This is a genomic window from Psychromonas sp. CNPT3, assembly GCF_000153405.2.
GTDB lineage: Bacteria > Pseudomonadota > Gammaproteobacteria > Enterobacterales > Psychromonadaceae > Psychromonas.
Genome location: NC_020802.1, coordinates 1,823,885 through 1,842,139, shown reverse-complemented (window position 1 = coordinate 1,842,139; position 18,255 = coordinate 1,823,885). Strand labels below are relative to the sequence as shown.

The following is an 18,255-nucleotide window of genomic DNA, read 5'->3' as shown; positions in this document are numbered from 1 at the left end:
AACTCTCATTATTTAAGCTTACGCCTAGAAAATTATTTCCATTAACAAGGGCGATAATTCTAAAATTGTAATTTTGGCATTCTTTTGATAGGCGTTATCGTTTAGAATAACTCTCTTTTGTTTACATGGATTTTTTATGGCATATCTTTTTTCTGTTACCGTATTGTGGGCTTTCTCCTTTAGTTTGATCGGCGTATATCTTGCTGGTCAAGTAGACCCTTGGTTTTCTGTTTGGATCCGCATTGCATTAGCGACGCTGGTTTTTTTACCTTTTTTACGTCTTGGTCAAATCAATGCAAAGACGGCGGGTAAATTAATGGGCATAGGCGCTATCCAACTTGGCTTAATGTACGTGTTTTATTACCACTCTTTTTTATATTTATCGGTACCCGAAGTTTTACTGTTTACCGTTATGACGCCGATATATGTCACCCTGATAAACGATGCGATACAACGTAAATTTAATGCGTCTTTTTTACTCAGTGCTTTTATTGCAACGAGTGGCGCCATTGCTATTCGCTACAACGGTATTGATGCTAATTTTGTGACTGGATTCTTATTGGTGCAAGGCGCTAATTTATGTTTTGCATTGGGGCAAGTGGGTTATAAGCATCTCATTGGCGGGCGCGTCATTGATCAAAAGAGTATCTTTGCATGGTTCTTTATCGGCGCTTTATTGGTGGCGAGTCTTTGTTATCTCCTTTTTGGGAACAGTGAGAAACTACCTAGCACCTCATTACAGTGGGGAATATTAATTTATTTAGGCACGATAGCCTCGGGCCTTGGATATTTTGCGTGGAATAAAGGTGCGACCTTGGTTAATGTCGGCGCGCTTGCTGTGATGAATAACTTATTGATCCCAGCAGGGATCCTTGTCAATTTACTGCTATGGGGGCGTGATGCTGATTTACTTAGGCTCTCTCTTGGTGGTGGCATTATTTTCATGGCCTTAATTTTAAACCACTATCTGACTAAAAGATTTGCTGTAAAAATCCAGTAAATGATAAGTGTTTTTTAGATGCAAAAGGGAGGAGGGATCATTAATGATATCCCTCCTTTTTTTAGGCTCAAAAAGAGAGAATGATAAGGGAAACGGCTTATACCTTTACATGAGTAAGTCGTTGTTTTAATAGGTGCACACAAATTAAAAAGAGAGATTAGAAACTACAGCGTTCACTGTAAAAGGCAGAGCAGAGAGATTTTTGATGCTAATAAAGAGATAAAAATTTAAGGCCTCGCATAAAAAATCCGATGCAGAGTCGCATCGGATTTTTTTTTATAAGATCTTGGCTTTTTAAAGAGACCTATCTTCGTTTAGATAAACGCCAGTAGTGGTGAGATACAAAGCAAAATACCAGTGACAATAATAAGATTCGTAGACATGCCTTTATATTTTGCTAAGTGTGGCACTCGGTAAACAAGGTAGGCAGGGATCAAACATCCCACCAAACCAAATACCGGACTACAAATAGAGGTAAAGGATAAAATAGGCGCATTTGTTGCTGTTGTTGCCCATGCAAGCAGAATAATAAAGATAGTGACTGAGCGGCGCATCAATTTAAGATTGATACTTTCTTCTGAAAACTTACGACGTAATACATTCATGGCAATACCGCGACATGCTTCTTGGAAGGCCAAATACACGCCAAAGAAAGAGGTGACGACTGCAAAAATATTGATAACCACACCGGTGATCGTTGCCCAACTCCCTGGGAAGTAAAGTGCAATAATAGCGAGCGCTGAAATATTTTTATGCATTGCATCAATGGCTTGCTCTTGGCTAATGGCAAGAGTAAATGATACTGCAAAAAAGAAAACGATAACAAAGAGTATGCTAAAGGCAATTTTCATTGCGCGAGAGGCTTTATAGCGTGCAACTTCAATCGATTTTTCATGCGAACGGTAAGATATCACCATCGGGCTTAATGATTGAATAAATAGAATTGATGTTAATGTAAAAGGCAGGGTGATAATTGCGTCCTTTAACATGCTTGTCCAGGTACCTAATTCAGGGATATTGGCAAGATCCCAACGTGATATTAGTAAAACGCCCATCACGGCAATCAGGATCAATACAATAACTGCCATCGTACCGGATATTTTAAATAAGAGTTTTTCACCTTTTGAGGCAATAAAAACAAGACCACAAAGTAGGGCTAAACCATAAAACACATTATTATTTAAGTGGGTTTCGGTGACACCAAAAGTATAGAGATAAGAGGCGCTGTCATTGGTAATACTTAATGAGTAAATGAGTACCCAAATAACCAACATAATAAAATATAATATGCCGAGTACAATACCCCAGTTTTTACCCAGATAACCACTAATGATGCTGGGATAATCCGAACACGTTTTAGATTCCGCTAAAGTATTAATAAATAATTTCTGGAATAAATACATGGCTGGATAGCCAATAATTGCGGAAAGAAGAAACACCCACAATCCCATAATACCAACCTGCACGGGTAAAAAGACAATACCCGCACCGATAGCCATACCAATACTCATTACAATCCAACCGAGATCAACACTGTCGAATTTAATGGCTTTATTCCATTGTTGTTCTGTCATATTTGCTTTTTCATGTAAAAGGAGATTTTTTTCTCTTTTTACATTGGGATCAATATTGAGGACACTTGTCATAGTATTTTTGCCTTGATTTTTTAGTTTAGTTTTAGTTTTTTTTATTTTAAAAAGATCTTTATTATTCAGGGCTTGCTTAATGATGAAATATTCATCTATAAGGTTAGAAGTTTAAGCTTGTTTAAAGCAGTCTCTATCAGGCCAGCGTAGTATTATGAGGGTGCATGAAACATATCGGAAATAACAATTTAATATAATATATAACATATTGTTTATCATGAAATTTTGTTAATTATTGAAAGCTGTTTGTGATAATTAAATTGTGCCGATATACCTGCATATTGGTTTTATCATTACTTAATTTTTAGCGTATAAAGTGTCGAAGTATTTTACATTTTGTAATGAATTTTTCTATATAAAAATAAATACCTGTTTAAAAACAATCAATTAACTAACTGGCACGATTTCTGCTATCTATTGATAGAAGTTAATTATTTAAGAATTTAATGTCATTTAAGAGGAGCAGATCATATGCTGAAATTTATAACGTTATTATGTTGCACAACATTGTTAGCTATTTCATCATTTGCGAGTGCAAATGTAATAACAACAGATGTATTTGTGACTGAGAGTGATAAGGCTGGATCGGTTCCTCGATTGTATTTTACCGTGACGAAAGCCGGTGATTTCTCTTTCGATGCGTTAGGTAGCCGTTTATTGGGGGATACATTTAATATAGATCCTATGATGTATATCTTCAAAAACGATGGGGCGCTCGATAGTAACGATTTTCTTGCTATGAACGATGATTCTAATGGGAAAGATTCACATATTGATCTTACTTTAAGTGTCGGGAATTATCTGATTGCAGTGAGTGAGTATTTCTTTGAAATGGACAATGTTATATCCGGTATCGATGATTCCATTAGTGATCCGAATAAATACATCCGATTATCAATAGCGTCAACAAATGGTGGGGAGGTTTCAGTGCCTGCACCAGCCACAATATTTTTACTGTTAATGGGTTTATTGATGTTAGGGTTTTCGTATAAAAAAAGTATAAAATAAAGAATAAATAACCACTATGACCTCTAAAACCTTAATCGATATTAAGGTTTTTTTTGTCTAATAATAAAAAGACAATACAACATAATGAACGGCGAGCGACTAAGAAACGTAACGGGTGTTTTGACTCTAGGTCTTTAATGTTAAGTGATATTTAATGGAAATTATAAAAAAAACACTATTACTTGTTGTTTTAGAGTGCCATATATATTTTTTCGAGTATTAATTCCATTTATATTGATAGCTAAAAACAACATAAAAACCTTATAACAGATTGATAAATAATGAGTATTTATTCTCAAAATGTAAAGGATCTAGATCTAATGCACATCTTTTAAATGAGAAAACAGATAGAATTATTTTCTACCCCTACAAATGGAGATCACGGATGAAACACCCGATAAAAAATGCATGTATTTCATTATTTTGTTTAAGTTTTGCTTTTCAAGTTAATGCTGGCGTACAAAAAAAAGAAATTAGCCACTTTAAAGATGCAATGCAAACCGTACAGGCACAGAATAAATTACATGGCATTGATAATGTATTACTGATTTTAGATATTGATAATAACCTTTTAACCAGTGAAAGTGATATTGGTGGTGATATTTGGTATCAGTGGCAACGTGGAAAACTTGCTGTAAAAGCAACGGATGAGCAAAAAGTAGATTGTTTATTCCAAGATTCTATCGGTCTTTTGTATGAACTAGGTACGATGCGTTTAATTGAAAAAGACGTGCCATCTATTGTGGCTAATTGGCAAAAACAGGGCAATACGGTAATCGCATTAACATCTCGTTCTCCATTATATCGCACGGCAACAGAGCGTGAACTTACGCGTGTTGGCATCGACTTTGATGGTTCATCATTAAAAGTGAAAGGTCAAAAAGAGACGCCTGTTTTCCGTGACATGCTTAAACGGCCAACCAGTTACATGAAAGGCGTATTTATGACAACGGGTCAAAATAAAGGCGAAATGATCAAGTACTTGCTAGATAAAACAGGGCAAAAATTTGATTCTATTATTTTCGTAGATGATACTCAAAAAAATGTCGATAATGTATATAATGCATTTAAAGATAGCAAAGACACCGATATGTATATTTTCCATTATACAAAAGTGGAAGAAGATCGTATTGCTAAAAATGGTGCGACGCTAACACAGCAGCAAGCAAATGAAATGGCTTCTGATTGGAAAGCATTGCAAAAAACATTAAAATCTATTTTCCCAGGTCGTGTTAATAACGGTCAGTGTTTAGGTCAATAAACTTTGGTTTTCGATTTTTGATCATAAGTTAAATTGTTTTAAGTGACTCCTTTGGAGTCACTTTTTTTTTATTATTTTTTCAATAGCGTGTATTTATTTAGCCTTTCTTTCTTTACTTATACCAAAGGAATTAATTAAGTTTTCATGTATTGCGCAGGAAAAATTAACACTAGCAAGGCGAGAGTTGTAGGAGATAGTTGTTCTCACTTCAAAACTCACAACGCAGGTAGGGATAATTTCAACAAGCAAGACGGCTAACCTTTTTAGTTCCTTTGGTATTATATCCATGTTTCTTTTTAATATTGATGTATCGACCTTATTTTTTATAGGTAAAAATGGTCGTCATGATTTTACATAAGGATCATTTGATAATAGTTATCATTTCCATTGCCATTTGTTATTTGTCTTGTTATGCTGATATTTTAATCAGGAGTATGATATGACAAAGTATAAACTCGTTTTGATCCGTCATGGGTTAAGCGATTGGAATTTGCAAAATCGATTTACTGGCTGGCAAAATGTAGATCTCGCAGACGAAGGTGTTATTGAAGCACATCAAGGCGGTAAAGCATTGCGCGAAGCGGGATTTAGCTTTGATATGGTGCATACATCCGTGCTTAAACGTGCAATTCGTACGCAGTGGATTGTATTAGATGAGTTGGATCAAATGCATTTGCCGGTGCAGCGTAGCTATAAATTGAACGAAAGACATTATGGTGCATTAACGGGTTTAAATAAAAGCGAAACAGCACTAAAGCACGGTGAAGAGCAAGTATTGATCTGGCGTCGTAGTCTTGATGTGCCACCACCATCAATGCAAGATGATGATGCAAGACTTTCAAAAAATGATATTTTATATCAAGGGATTGACAGTAAATATTTACCAAAAGCGGAATGTTTGCGCGATACGATCGTACGCGTTTCTGAGTACTGGAAAGACAGTTTAGTACCGGATATTAAAGCGGGAAAAAAAGTACTCGTAGTGGCACATGGTAATAGCTTACGTGCCTTAGTGAAGTATCTCGATAATATCAGTGATGCCGATATCATGGATCTTAACATCCCGACAGGGATCCCATTAGTTTATGAATTAGATGCAGATTTAAAACCGCTACGTCACTATTATCTTGCCGATGAGAAAACCCTTGAGGCAGCACTACAAAGCGTTGCTCACCAAGGTAAAGCATCTACCACCGCATAAGTATAAGCCCCTTTAATTTGAAAGAAGAATACATTTTATGACACAATTTGAACAACAACTTGAACACATGAAATCTCATCAAGGTTTTATCGCCGCATTAGATCAAAGTGGTGGTAGTACGCCTACAGCCTTAAAAGCTTATGGTGTTACGGCTGATAAATTTAGTAATGATGATGAAATGTTTGCTTTAGTGCATGCGATGCGTAGCCGAATAATTACTAGCCCTGTTTTTAATAGTGATTATATTTGTGGCTCAATTTTATTTGAAAATACCTTAGATCGTAATATACAAGGTAAAGCTTCTTCTCTTTATTTATGGCAAGAAAAACAAATTGTCCCCTTTTTAAAGGTAGATAAAGGCTTAGAAGCTGAGAGAAAGGGAGTACAGTTAATGAAACCTATTGAATTTTTAGATAAATTATTAGCGAAAGCAAAACAAAAACATGTTTTTGGCACCAAAATGCGTTCTGTTATATTGCATGCAAATAGTGAGGGCATTGCAGAGTTGGTTGCTCAGCAATTCAATGTGGCAAAACAAATTATGGCCGCTGGCTTAGTCCCTATTATCGAGCCTGAAATCGCTATCCACAGTGCGGATAAAAAGCAATCTGAAGTTTTACTTAAAAAAGAATTAATGCAACAACTAGACAGTTTGTCTAAAGATGAATTAGTGATGCTAAAAGTTTCTCTACCAGAGCAAGCTAACTTTTATAAAAGTTGTCTGGATCATCCTAATGTATTGAAATTAGTTGCGTTATCGGGAGGCTATTCTATCAGTGAGGCCACGCGCCGTTTAACTGAAAATCAAGGTATGATTGCCAGTTTTTCACGTGTATTAACAGATAATTTATCGGTTAATCAAAGTGAGGATGATTTTAATAAGGAGTTAAAGGCCACGCTTGAGCCTATCGCATTAGCATCAAATACTTAAATAAATGATACGTTAAAAAACGCCAAAAACATTTTGGCGTTTTTTTTGTTTTTTAAAGCCCCGTACGGATAAATTCCTTTTCATTTTTATGTACTTTATATAAGTAATGACGGGCTTCAGAAATGGGGTTTTTAGTGTGCAAATCATTATAAACTTGTTGGCTATTTTTTTTGTTGATCACTTTAAGCGCATTTTCTCGGTTATAAGAAAAAGTTTTAAAAACATTACCAGAACCACCATTATAAGCTGAGATGATGGCGTAATGTCTACCCGTATCATTTTTAATCCCTTTTAAATACTGTGTTTTTAAAATATGCAGATAAGCGGTGCCCGTATCAATATTATTTTGTGCGGAGAAAAGGTAATTTTTAGTGGGTGTATCATTTCTTTTTTTGATTTTATAAAATACATCTTTACCGGCGGTCCTCGGGATCACTTGCATTAATCCATAAGCATTAGCATGGGAAACTGCGTAAGGGTTAAAACTGCTTTCTGTTTTTATAATGGCATAGATCAGACTTTCTTTAATATTATAACGTTTACTGGCTGCTTGGACAAAACCTGAATATTTATAACTACGGATCTCTTCACTATTTTTGACAAGATCAAATTCAACGGAATATATTTTTTTACCGTTTTTTGTTTTTATTTTCAACCTATTATCGATTAAGTGTTGTGCGTAACGTTGTGCTCTCCATTTCCAACGAATAGGTTGCTTATTTTGATCTAGCACTTGTTGGTATAAAAAGGGCTCTGCATTTAAGTCGGGTATGTTTTTTGCTGAGAATATATCAACATCATTGGCTGAATTAGGGGTGAGCAGGGTGGTAACAATGGTTTTTTTTAAGTGCGCTAAAGGTGCATCTGTGGCCAAAGTTTCAATGTTTACGATGCCTTTTTCAAAATCAATATACGCACGATCACGGTAATTTTCTGTATATTTTACGTATTTTTTACGTTGTGGTACCTGCCTATTATTCTTACCCCAAATTTTATCAATATTTCCTTCTAAATTGGCATATAAAGTACGTATTGATTTTATTTCTTTTTTAATTTGTTTATGAATTTTTTTATAATCATCTAATTTTTTTTGCGCGTCAGAATTTATATTTGCATATTTTTCAGGGAGATGACGGCTCATTTTTTCTATATTACGTCTTTGTAAACTTGTGCATGCACTTAACACAAGCAGACTAAGCGTAATTACCATGATTTTCTTCACTAAGAGATCCTTATCTAGAGTCGTATGATCAGCGTCACGTTGTTCCGAAGAGACAATACTTACTATTTTGCGGTTATGAAAGTGTTTATTTTAGTATTTTTGAGGCTAACGGAATGCATTGATACGCACTTTAATAATGCTATTATAAATGATCCTACTCTATAAAGTGATATATTTAATTGGGTTGTATTTTGCATCAATAAGAAAAATAAACTTCAATATTTTATTATGAGACGGTAAATAAAGGGGGGGGGACTCGTAATTCTATCAGGGAGTAAAGCGCCCCGCAGATCAGTTTGTTCAACTAACATTATATTTTTGATATGCCATAAAGGAAATAAAGAATGCAGGAAGCACCAACAACAATCACTTTTTTTGATTTTTTAACACCATTAGTCGCATCAGGCTTAAAAACAATTACGATCAGAGATAAGTCTGAAAATCATTATTTGCCGGGTACATGTGTCGAAGTATTTGGCCTTGAAAGCGGACGTTCTGTTTGTCATATTGAGATCTTGTCGGTGAAGCCGATTAAATTTAATGATTTGAATGAATTTCATGCACAGCAAGAATCGCTAGCATTAGATAAATTGCAACAAATCATTGGTGAGGTATATCCGAATACCGAACAACTCTATATTATTTCTTTTAAACTTGTGAATGTAAATTAAAGTAGAAACAGCGTAGTAATTGTGTTTTTACCAATATACTTCTTCAGCTTAAAGTTAATATGTTTTTTTTACAAAAAATTATGTTTTTAAATAGGCGTGTTATTTCTAATAAAATAACTTTTAAATCAATGTTAAGCGCAGGTATTTATGAGTTTAAGGTTAATTAAATAAAATCCGTGTGTTGTATATGTTACAAGGGTGTATCAGTGTTGTTGACTGTTTTGTGAGGCTACTGTATTTTAACGTCCTTAACAGGGACGTTAGATGGATTTAAAAGTGTCCCCATATCCATTTAATAGAGAGAATTTTTATATTATTCTCTCGCGAAAGGCAGGCACGTCATGGCTGATATTTACAATAACAATAAGTTTTTTTCATCCATTTCGGATGTGAACAATAGCGATGCTATGCGCGTGTTACAAAATAATATTCATAACAGATCAACCATTGATTTTGAAATTGATGAGATCCAAGCCTCTATTATCAAACAGGGTGCACTGATTGATGACATAGAAACTCAGTCTGGAACAAGTCATATCGGCGGGCATACCGCCAATATAGATTTTTTGCGTGATGGAAATGAAACCTTGGCGCATTCAATGTTTAATACTCTCGGTTTAGATCCTCTTTTCACTGATAATACCATGAGCGTTTCTGATTTATTTGTGAGTAGCGGAAGTATTGAACAAGTGGAAATATCTTCTATTAGTGAAGACTTCGCTATCGAACAGGCGGTGCACTTATCTGAAATATCAGGTAATGCTGACAGCATAGATGAAGTGAATGAAAGTCATGAGCATACTATATCGAATAAAATCCCGAGTGATAACACGTTAGATAATGATGAAACACACGTCAGTATCAGCATTGACCCTATCACTGCGGATAACATTATTAGCGCCGTTGAAACTAAAACTGATATTCTGATCACGGGTGCAATCGGTGGAGATGCGCAGGAAGGCGATAGCGTTATATTAAGTGTGCACTCTAAAATATTTAACGGTATTGCGCAGTTAGAAAATGGTGCATTAGTTTACAATATATGGGTGCCAGGACAAGATTTAGTGGCGGATAACGGCACTAAAATTGAAGCCTATATTAGTATTTTAGATGCATCTAACATGGCAGTTTCAGCCTCTGCGCAAACTGATTATCAAGTTGCCCCTATCGCTGTGGACGATCCTCTCGGAGGATTAAAAGGTGAATATTGGGGTTATGTTCAAAATTCATGGCATAAAGATGGGCAAGGTAATGATCTCAATACAGAGAGTGACTCCGAAAAAAGTTATTTCTTCGATCAAAGTTATTACTCTTTAAGCGCCACAGATAAAGAGGCAAAACTTGCAGAATTTGAAGATCACCAAATACAATATGGTCGCCAAGAAAACTTAACGAGCATTGCCCAAGTTCAAGATTATATTAGTGGCCATGATGTCGAAATAAACTTCGTATCAACGGCTATTGATTATCAAAAATCGCCTTATTCATCCTCAAATTTAGCCGACCAAATTAATGCTGAAGGGATTCCTTCTAATTTAGCCTATTTCTTAAATAATGATGCCGTCAGTATCACCGGTACGAGTACAGAATTGGCAACAGATGGGATCATGCGCTTAAGTGGTTCATTAAGCTTGCAGCATAGTGGTGTTTATAAATTTGAAATTTCTCATGATGATGGTTATCAGATAAAAATTGATGGCATTTCGGTCAGTGAATTTGGTGCTAATTCAAGTGTGATCATTTCAGGTAATGCGATCGCATTAGAGGCGGGAGGTCATAGTGTTGAAATTTTATATTGGGATCAAGGTTATGGACATATGTTTGATCTTACATTAAAAGAGCAACATAGCGATGGCTCGCAAGGTGAGAATATTTGGAATGTTGAGAATTTATCACACTCAGAGACAAATATTGCACTAATAAGTAAAGACAGTGAGCCTCTTTATATTGATTTTGCAAGTAATGATACGGATATTGATGGAACGATCATGGCCGAATCTGTCCGTATTGTTGATACGCCGGAGCATGGCAGTATTGAAATGAATGCCGATGGCTCGGTTCATCTTAATGCGCAAGGTGAGCTAAATTATACTGCTCATGAAAATTATAATGGCTCTGATACCTTTAGTTATACGATAAAAGATAATGACGGCATTGAGTCTAATATCGCTACCATTAATATAAATGCCATTAATATTAGCACCGAGCCATTATTGGATAATAGTTTGCTTTTCGATAATGCATTGACTGAGTCTAGACTGATTGATTTGAGTGAAGTAAGCGATGTGATGATGGCAAATATAGGTCCTGCTCTTGGCTATCAGGTGAATATTAGTGATGTATTGCAAATCGATAGTGAGCATTTATTGGATAAATATTTAAGTGCTACGCCAATGATTGATGTGGGAAATCAAGCGGATCTGCTTATCAATAATATATCTGATTCTATACAATTATCAGATCTGGATGGCATCGTATTTAACAGTCTGCTTAGCCAAGAGTCAACCAGTGCGCTGATGATAAGTGATGCTATGCCTGTTGTAGAATTAAGCCCAGAGCTTGCGAGCCTAGAAGATCGTTTTGAGCATTTTTAAATTCACATTTAGTGTCTTTAAAATCAATAAGATCTCATGGTGAGTATTGTTCAATCCTTATACCAAAGGAATTAATTAAGTTTTCATGTATTGCGTAGGAAAAATTAACACTAGCAAGGCGTGAGTTGTAGGAGATAGTTGTTCTCACTTCAAAACTCACAACGCAGGGTGGGATAATTTCAACAAGCAAGACGGGCAACCTTTTTAGTTCCTTTGGTATTACCATTTAGTGCATGTGCGGGCTTGATAGCGTTAATAAATAGGTAATTGAGTCGTATTTTTTAATTCTTGCATCGCAAAGTGCGATGTTACATTAGTCAGACCCTCTACATTATTGACTAAGCGTTTATAGAAAACATCAAATGCTTGCATATCTTTAACTAACACCTTCATCATATAATCATAATCCCCAGTGATACGATAAAATTCAATAACTTCTGCAAAACCATTAATACTGCTGACAAATTTTCCAAACCAAATTTCATTATGATTTTGGGTTTTTATATTCACAAAAGCGGTGAGCGTGAGGTTTAATTTCTTTTTATTTAAGAGTGCGACGCGTTGCAAAATATAGCCATTTTCTTCTAAGCGTTTTAAACGTTTCCAGCAAGGCGATACCGTTAAGCTGACTTTATCGGCTAAGTCATGTACAGATAAAGAAGCATCTTCTTGTAACAGCTTTAAGATGGTTTTATCCTTCAAATCGAGTGTCATGGAGTAATATATTTCCCAAATGGTGTGTTTTAGTTATATATATGAAAGCATATTCTTCGATAAATACAATATAATTGTGGCATTAATTCATAACGAGTAGAGATGATGCATAAAAAGCTCATGGTCACATTATTATTTGTATCTGTTTGTGCTATTTGGGGCACCACCTGGATGGCGATGGAAATTGCCGTACAGTCCATTCCGGCTATTACGGCAACCGGATTGCGCTTTTTGTTTAGCGCACCATTATTGATCCTTTTAGCCTATAAATTTAAAGTGACACTGTTTTTCCCCGCGGGTAAAAAATGTGAATTTATATTAATAAGCCTTTTTTATTTTGCAGTGCCATTTACGTTAATGATTTTTGGTGAGCAATATATATCCTCGGGTCTTGCCTCGCTGATATTTGCCAATATGCCGGTGGTGCTGTTAATTTTTGCATTCTTTATACATAAGCAAAAAATTCATTTACATCAAGGGCTAGGTTTGGCGATTGCTTTAGCGTGTTTAGTACTGATCATCAATAATGAAATGGATATAAGTACCAACGGCAGCCTATTTGGCGTGATAGCGTTACTGATTGCAGTTTTTCTACATGCAAGTATTTACAGTAGCGTTCAAAATCGTTGTGAGGGCATACATGTTCTCACTTATAATGCTTTGCCTTGTCTTGTGGCGGGGATCTTGTTATTGATAGTGGGGGTTATTGTTGAGCAACCGCAAGTACACAGTTTTAGCTTATTATCGTGGGGCGCGGTTGTATATTTAGGGGTGATCGCAGGGATTGGTGGCATTATGGCTTATTTCCAATTAAATAAAGTAGCGAGTCCTTTTCAAGCGTCACTGTGTTTTTTGATTTTTCCTGTGATTGCATTAGCGTTAGACAGTTTTATCAATGGACGTAATATTAGCAATGAGTCTTATTGCTTAAGTCTGGTGCTACTTCTTGGGGTGTTTTTGTGTAAATTACCGCTGAGTATGATATCTAAAATAACCACAAGACGGCGTCTTGTTTCTGAAAAATGAATCGCATAACATCTCAAAATGCCACGTTGCTCTTGGCCTAAAGGGCGCGTAATTTCAACTGATGTTGATGTTGATGTGTTGTTGGGAGTTTGCATTAAAAGTGTCAGGGTAAAACACACACGCAGGTTTTACGCGTGTGTTTTTAGCTCAATTTTGTATCTGTAGTTTGTTTTTAGGCTGCTGCGTTTTTTGCTCGCGCTTAACGTCAAAAAACAATTTAGTTTCCTCAATAATAATATGGCGTAATGCAATCAAACCAATGAGGTTTGGTATCGCCATTAAACCATTAAAAATATCAGCAATTATCCATATCATATCTAAGTGTAAAAAAGCACCAGAAGCCACTAATCCAACAAAAATGATTTTATAAGGTAATATTCCTTTGCGACCAAAAAGGTACACAACGCAACGCTCTCCATAATAGTTCCAGCCTAATATGGTGGTAAAAGCAAAGAAAATCAAACCGACCGATATCAATAGAGGGCCTAAAGTAGGTGAGTCAAGACCTTGGGCAAAAGCATAAGTGGTCATTTGAGCACCGGCTAAATCTGCCTGCCAAGCGCCGGTGAGAATAAGCGCAAGTCCGGTCATGGTGCAAATAATGATGGTATCAAAAAAGGTGCCCGTCATTGAGATAAGGCCTTGGCGTACACATGAATCTGTTTTAGCAGCAGCTGCCGCCATTGGCGCGCTACCTAAGCCGGACTCATTAGAGAAAACCCCACGTGCAACACCTGACTGAATAGCTAACATTATCCCTGCGCCTAAGAAGCCACCGGTCGCAGCCGTTGTTGTAAAGGCTGAGGTTATGACTAACGTGACGGCGTCGAGTAAATGCTCCGCATTAAGAGTCAGCACGCTTAAACAGGCAAGAATATAAACGAGGGCCATCGTAGGGACTACTTTTGCCGCTACTTTGGCAATAGATTGGATCCCCCCAAGGGTCACGATGGCAACTAATATTGTTAGGACGATCGCGGTCATATAGCGAGGTACACCAAATGAGATCTCAGAGGCATCTAAGATGGCATGTACTTGTGGGAAGGTGCCAATACCAAAACAGGCGACCGCTAATGCAAAAATAGCAAAGAGCACCGCTAATGTTTTTGAGCCCACACCATGTTGTAAATAATACATGGGGCCACCTAATATTTCCCCTTTGCTATCGGTTTGTCGATATTTTACAGCGAGTAAGCATTCTGCATATTTGGTTGCCATACCAAAAACAGCTGCCAGCCACATCCAAAAGAGCGCGCCGGGGCCTCCGAGTTTAATGGCGGTTGCAACGCCGACAATATTTCCGGTACCGATAGTCGCAGAGAGTGCGGTGCACAAGGCTGCAAAGCTAGAGATATCACCACTGTTTGATTTATCTTTGCTAAACACCAGTTTTAATGCGTGCGGTAAATAACGAAATTGTAATAAGCCCAAGCGAAAAGTGAAATAGACGCCGGTCCCGACCAGTAAAATTAGCAGGGGTGGACCCCAGATAAAATGGTCTATTTTAAGTAATAAGTTTTGAAGGTTGTGCATAAGTTCCCCTTAATAAAAGTATATTTAAGGAGAAGAGGGAAAAGGCAATAGACGCAAAAATTCTACGGTTATCGCTAAGCATATATTGTGCATGGTACCCATGGAATTAATTAAGCTTTCGTGTATTGCGCTGGCAAAATTAGCACTAGCAAGGCGCGAGTTGCAGGAGAGTGTTACTCTCACTTCAAAACTCACAACAGAGGTAGGACAATCTCAACAAGCAAGACAGATCATTGCTTTAATTCCTTTGGTATTAGTACTACCTCGTTATCTCAATACAGACCCAAAATTACCACGGATCTGTGGTGTTTTTGATGCGCACTGACATTACGGGGCTTGTATCTCCCTGTTACTTCAATATACGTTATCAGGTTTGCTGATTTTGTATCTTGAAATATCAAGGGTATATAGCTTTCCACTCCTCTGTCCTTTTGCCTGAGAGTTTCACCTGTCACTTTTGGGGTGATAGGTTTGCTCCTTCGGCGGCCGAATTAACGGCTCTCTCCAGAGGTTCCTCCAACTACAGTCCTCATTTCGCTCATCTAAACGTATACGTTTAGCGCTATTCAAAAAGAATAGAAAACACCTGAAAGATTTACTTCTTCGGTGGGCTATATCAAGGTGTTCTATACCTTGCAATCAGCCGCTCTCCTGCAGTCTTCATCGGAACAAACATTTAGCAAGGCTAAACGTTCTGTTACGGGGATAGTAATGCAAAATAAACGTGATGTATGTAGCAAATTTACTTTAAAAGTTATAATTTTCAAAAGCGTTTAAAAAGCCATCAAAGTAATGCGTACATTAAGGTTATTGTGGTTTTAAGGCGCGTTTTAGAGGGGAGATCATGTTTGGATGTTTGAATGTTGAAGCGGATTTTCGCGATAAAAAAACCACGCTATTTATGTGCTAGCGTGGTTTTAAGGTGCGCTTTATACTTGTTTAATGCTTATTATTTAATGTTGCTTAGCAAGATATAACCATGTTTTTAGCACCGTATCAGGATTTAAAGATAAACTATCAATGCCTTCATCAACTAACCATGCTGCAAAATCTTCATGATCAGAGGGGCCTTGTCCGCAAATGCCGATGTATTTACCTTGCGCTTTACAGGCTTTGATCGCCATCGATAATAATTTTTTAACGGCGGGGTTACGCTCATCAAAAAGATGCGAGATGATCCCTGAATCACGATCTAGGCCCAATGTTAATTGGGTTAAATCGTTTGATCCGATAGAGAATCCATCAAACAAGGCTAAAAACTCATCGGCCAGTAAAGCGTTCGATGGGATCTCACACATCATGATAATACGTAAGCCATTTTCGCCACGTTTTAAACCATGACTTGCTAATAAATCAATGACAGATTGTGCCTCACTTACCGTGCGCACAAAGGGGATCATGATCTCTACATTTACAAATCCCATGTCATTACGTACGCGTTTAATGGCGTCACATTCTAATGCAAAGCAATCACTAAAGTCGTCAGACACATAACGAGAAGCGCCTCGAAATCCCAGCATAGGGTTTTCTTCTTGAGGCTCATAACGCTTACCACCGAGTAAATTTGCATACTCATTCGATTTGAAATCGGACATACGCACAATGACTTTTTCGGGTGAAAAAGCGCAGGCTAAAGTGGCGATCCCCTCGGTTAACTTGGCAATGTAAAATTCAACCGGATCCGCATAACCTACGATCATCTCGTTAATTTTTTGTTGTAGGTTGGCGTCTTGATCCTCAAAGTTAAGTAATGCTTTAGGGTGAATTCCTATCATGCGATTAATAATAAATTCAACACGGGCTAAACCTACGCCAGCATGGGGTAATCGTGCAAAATCAAAGGCGCGATCAGGGTTACCCACATTCATCATTATTTTTAAGGGAAGTGCCGGCAAATTATTCACTTGCGATGAGTGCACTGAAAAATCAAGAATATCTTGATAGACAAACCCGGTATCGCCTTGCGCGCAAGAAACCGTGACCGCTTGGCCTTCTTTTATTTGCGTTGTTGCGTTCGCGCAACCGACCACCGCCGGAATGCCTAATTCACGCGCAATAATGGCTGCATGACAAGTACGTCCACCACGATTAGTGACAATGGCAGAGGCGCGTTTCATGATAGGCTCCCAATCGGGATCGGTCATATCAGTGACTAAAACATCACCTTCTTTGATCCTATCCATTTCATCAATGGAGGTTAATACTTTTGCTGTACCGGCCCCAATTTTTGAACCAATAGCACGGCCCTCAATCAGCACTTCACCGGGCTCGTTAAGGGTATAACGCTCCATGATATTGCTGTTTTCACGGGAGCGTACTGTTTCTGGGCGCGCTTGAACAATATAGATTTTTCCATCTAGACCATCTTTTGCCCATTCAATATCCATCGGGCGACCATAATGTTTTTCTATAATTAATGCTTGTAGCGCAAGCTCGGATACATCCGCATCTGAGATTGAAAATTTCTGACGGCGCGCGCTGTCAACGTCTTTAATTAAGACTTGTTTCCCATGGGAAAGGTCATCAGAGTAAACCATTTCAATGAGCTTGCTACCAAAATGACGACGCACAATAGCAGGGCGTTGTGCTTGTAATGTGGCTTTATGTACATAAAACTCATCGGGATTAACGGCGCCTTGCACTACCATCTCACCGAGGCCCCATGATGAGGTGATAAAGACCACATCCTCAAAACCGGATTCTGTGTCGAGTGTAAACATAACGCCAGAGGCGCCAATGTCACTACGCACCATGCGTTGTACGCCAGCTGAAAGCGCAACACCTCGATGTGTATAACCTTGATGAACACGATACGAAATGGCGCGATCATTAAATAAAGAGGCGTACACGTGTTTGATTGCAACATATACCGCATCGATACCTATTACATTTAAAAATGTCTCTTGTTGCCCTGCAAAAGATGCATCGGGCATATCTTCAGCGGTCGCAGAAGATCGCACGGCAAAGGACATGCCAGTGGAACTTTTTGCTAAGCGTTGATAAGCAGTGGCAATGGCATCTTTAAGTACCGGTTGAAATGGGGTCTCTATTATCCATTGTCTGATTTTTTTACCTACCCTGGATAGTTCAGGTAAGTTATCAACATCAAGTTCATCTAATAGTTGATATATTTTATCATTGATACCGCTGCCTTCTAAAAACTCTTGGAAAGCGTGAGCTGTTGTTGCAAAACCGCCGGGTACTTGCACACCCGCATCAGATAAATGACTGATCATTTCGCCTAATGATGCGTTTTTACCGCCAACAACATTCACATCGGTCATGCCTAGTTGTTCATACCAAAGTACATAATTTTGCACTGTAAATCTCCAAATTCACAAAGGTGGACTAACTAACAAGATAGTTTATTGTATTTTGCACTGCTACAATGTGGTTGATATATCATGAAAATCCAGGACTCTCAATTAATTTTAATCTAGAGGTATTA

General features: G+C 37.5%; 13 protein-coding genes and 1 riboswitch. Of the genes, 8 read left to right on the top strand and 5 right to left on the bottom strand.

Features of this window, described 5'->3' with window-relative positions; all coding sequences use genetic code 11:
• Positions 1–136: 136 nt before the first annotated feature.
• Positions 137–1,000, top strand: coding sequence for a DMT family transporter (locus PCNPT3_RS08040; protein ID WP_015465382.1), 864 nt, complete (start codon positions 137–139; stop codon positions 998–1,000).
• Between the two features lie 314 nt (positions 1,001–1,314).
• Here the strand turns inward: PCNPT3_RS08040 and PCNPT3_RS08035 are convergent, their stop codons facing one another.
• Positions 1,315–2,574: an amino acid permease gene (locus PCNPT3_RS08035; protein WP_015465381.1), complete on the bottom strand. Its 1,260-nt coding sequence runs from the start codon at positions 2,572–2,574 to the stop codon at positions 1,315–1,317.
• Between the two features lie 543 nt (positions 2,575–3,117).
• On the opposite strand from PCNPT3_RS08035, the gene PCNPT3_RS08030 reads away from it, so the two are divergent.
• The 4 genes from PCNPT3_RS08030 to PCNPT3_RS08015 all read left to right on the top strand — a co-directional run bounded on the left by PCNPT3_RS08030 (position 3,118) and on the right by PCNPT3_RS08015 (position 7,047).
• A complete protein-coding gene (locus PCNPT3_RS08030) occupies positions 3,118–3,654 on the top strand; it encodes a DVUA0089 family protein (RefSeq protein WP_015465380.1) in 537 nt (178 codons plus the stop codon).
• 385 nt (positions 3,655–4,039) lie between these two features.
• Positions 4,040–4,915: a DUF2608 domain-containing protein gene (locus PCNPT3_RS08025; protein ID WP_015465379.1), complete on the top strand. Its 876-nt coding sequence runs from the start codon at positions 4,040–4,042 to the stop codon at positions 4,913–4,915.
• A 439-nt stretch (positions 4,916–5,354) separates the two neighbouring features.
• Positions 5,355–6,116 (top strand): 2,3-diphosphoglycerate-dependent phosphoglycerate mutase, encoded by a 762-nt coding sequence (gene gpmA, locus PCNPT3_RS08020; protein WP_015465378.1) that lies wholly within the window; start codon positions 5,355–5,357, stop codon positions 6,114–6,116.
• A 37-nt stretch (positions 6,117–6,153) separates the two neighbouring features.
• Complete coding sequence (locus PCNPT3_RS08015) at positions 6,154–7,047, top strand: fructose bisphosphate aldolase (protein WP_015465377.1); 894 nt, start codon at positions 6,154–6,156, stop codon at positions 7,045–7,047.
• A 52-nt stretch (positions 7,048–7,099) separates the two neighbouring features.
• On the opposite strand, the gene mltC is transcribed toward PCNPT3_RS08015, so the two are convergent.
• Positions 7,100–8,269, bottom strand: coding sequence for a membrane-bound lytic murein transglycosylase MltC (mltC, locus tag PCNPT3_RS08010; RefSeq protein ID WP_015465376.1), 1,170 nt, complete (start codon positions 8,267–8,269; stop codon positions 7,100–7,102).
• A 344-nt stretch (positions 8,270–8,613) separates the two neighbouring features.
• Between mltC and yqfB the strand changes: the two genes are divergently transcribed.
• Together yqfB and PCNPT3_RS08000 are read left to right on the top strand one after the other, a co-directional pair.
• Positions 8,614–8,940: a N(4)-acetylcytidine aminohydrolase gene (gene yqfB, locus PCNPT3_RS08005; protein WP_015465375.1), complete on the top strand. Its 327-nt coding sequence runs from the start codon at positions 8,614–8,616 to the stop codon at positions 8,938–8,940.
• Positions 8,941–9,281: 341 nt separating this feature from the next.
• Positions 9,282–11,534, top strand: coding sequence for an Ig-like domain-containing protein (locus tag PCNPT3_RS08000; protein WP_015465374.1), 2,253 nt, complete (start codon positions 9,282–9,284; stop codon positions 11,532–11,534).
• A 252-nt stretch (positions 11,535–11,786) separates the two neighbouring features.
• Here the strand turns inward: PCNPT3_RS08000 and PCNPT3_RS07995 are convergent, their stop codons facing one another.
• Positions 11,787–12,248, bottom strand: a complete 462-nt coding sequence (locus PCNPT3_RS07995) for an Lrp/AsnC family transcriptional regulator (RefSeq protein WP_015465373.1) — start codon at positions 12,246–12,248, stop codon at positions 11,787–11,789.
• A gap of 102 nt (positions 12,249–12,350) precedes the next feature.
• Here PCNPT3_RS07995 and PCNPT3_RS07990 point away from each other — a divergent pair, with 102 nt between their 5' ends.
• Complete coding sequence (locus tag PCNPT3_RS07990) at positions 12,351–13,274, top strand: DMT family transporter (RefSeq protein WP_015465372.1); 924 nt, start codon at positions 12,351–12,353, stop codon at positions 13,272–13,274.
• A 147-nt stretch (positions 13,275–13,421) separates the two neighbouring features.
• On the opposite strand, the gene PCNPT3_RS07985 is transcribed toward PCNPT3_RS07990, so the two are convergent.
• Both PCNPT3_RS07985 and ppsA read right to left on the bottom strand, forming a co-directional pair.
• On the bottom strand, positions 13,422–14,807 hold the full coding sequence (locus tag PCNPT3_RS07985) for an alanine/glycine:cation symporter family protein (protein WP_015465370.1): 1,386 nt from the start codon (positions 14,805–14,807) through the stop codon (positions 13,422–13,424).
• 413 nt (positions 14,808–15,220) lie between these two features.
• A riboswitch (glycine riboswitch) is annotated at positions 15,221–15,325 on the bottom strand.
• A 435-nt stretch (positions 15,326–15,760) separates the two neighbouring features.
• On the bottom strand, positions 15,761–18,127 hold the full coding sequence (ppsA, locus tag PCNPT3_RS07975) for a phosphoenolpyruvate synthase (RefSeq protein WP_015465368.1): 2,367 nt from the start codon (positions 18,125–18,127) through the stop codon (positions 15,761–15,763).
• Positions 18,128–18,255: the final 128 nt, after the last annotated feature.

What these genes read in the sequence shown, in the direction of transcription:
- PCNPT3_RS07985 (WP_015465370.1), bottom strand. Translation starts at nt 14,807, where the DNA reads ATGCACAACCTTCAAAACTTATTACTTAAAATAGACCATTTTATCTGG.
- PCNPT3_RS08030 (WP_015465380.1), top strand. Translation starts at nt 3,118, where the DNA reads ATGCTGAAATTTATAACGTTATTATGTTGCACAACATTGTTAGCTATT.
- PCNPT3_RS07995 (WP_015465373.1), bottom strand. Translation starts at nt 12,248, where the DNA reads ATGACACTCGATTTGAAGGATAAAACCATCTTAAAGCTGTTACAAGAA.
- gpmA (WP_015465378.1), top strand. Translation starts at nt 5,355, where the DNA reads ATGACAAAGTATAAACTCGTTTTGATCCGTCATGGGTTAAGCGATTGG.
- PCNPT3_RS08000 (WP_015465374.1), top strand. Translation starts at nt 9,282, where the DNA reads ATGGCTGATATTTACAATAACAATAAGTTTTTTTCATCCATTTCGGAT.
- PCNPT3_RS07990 (WP_015465372.1), top strand. Translation starts at nt 12,351, where the DNA reads ATGATGCATAAAAAGCTCATGGTCACATTATTATTTGTATCTGTTTGT.
- PCNPT3_RS08035 (WP_015465381.1), bottom strand. Translation starts at nt 2,574, where the DNA reads ATGACAGAACAACAATGGAATAAAGCCATTAAATTCGACAGTGTTGAT.
- yqfB (WP_015465375.1), top strand. Translation starts at nt 8,614, where the DNA reads ATGCAGGAAGCACCAACAACAATCACTTTTTTTGATTTTTTAACACCA.
- PCNPT3_RS08015 (WP_015465377.1), top strand. Translation starts at nt 6,154, where the DNA reads ATGACACAATTTGAACAACAACTTGAACACATGAAATCTCATCAAGGT.
- PCNPT3_RS08040 (WP_015465382.1), top strand. Translation starts at nt 137, where the DNA reads ATGGCATATCTTTTTTCTGTTACCGTATTGTGGGCTTTCTCCTTTAGT.
- PCNPT3_RS08025 (WP_015465379.1), top strand. Translation starts at nt 4,040, where the DNA reads ATGAAACACCCGATAAAAAATGCATGTATTTCATTATTTTGTTTAAGT.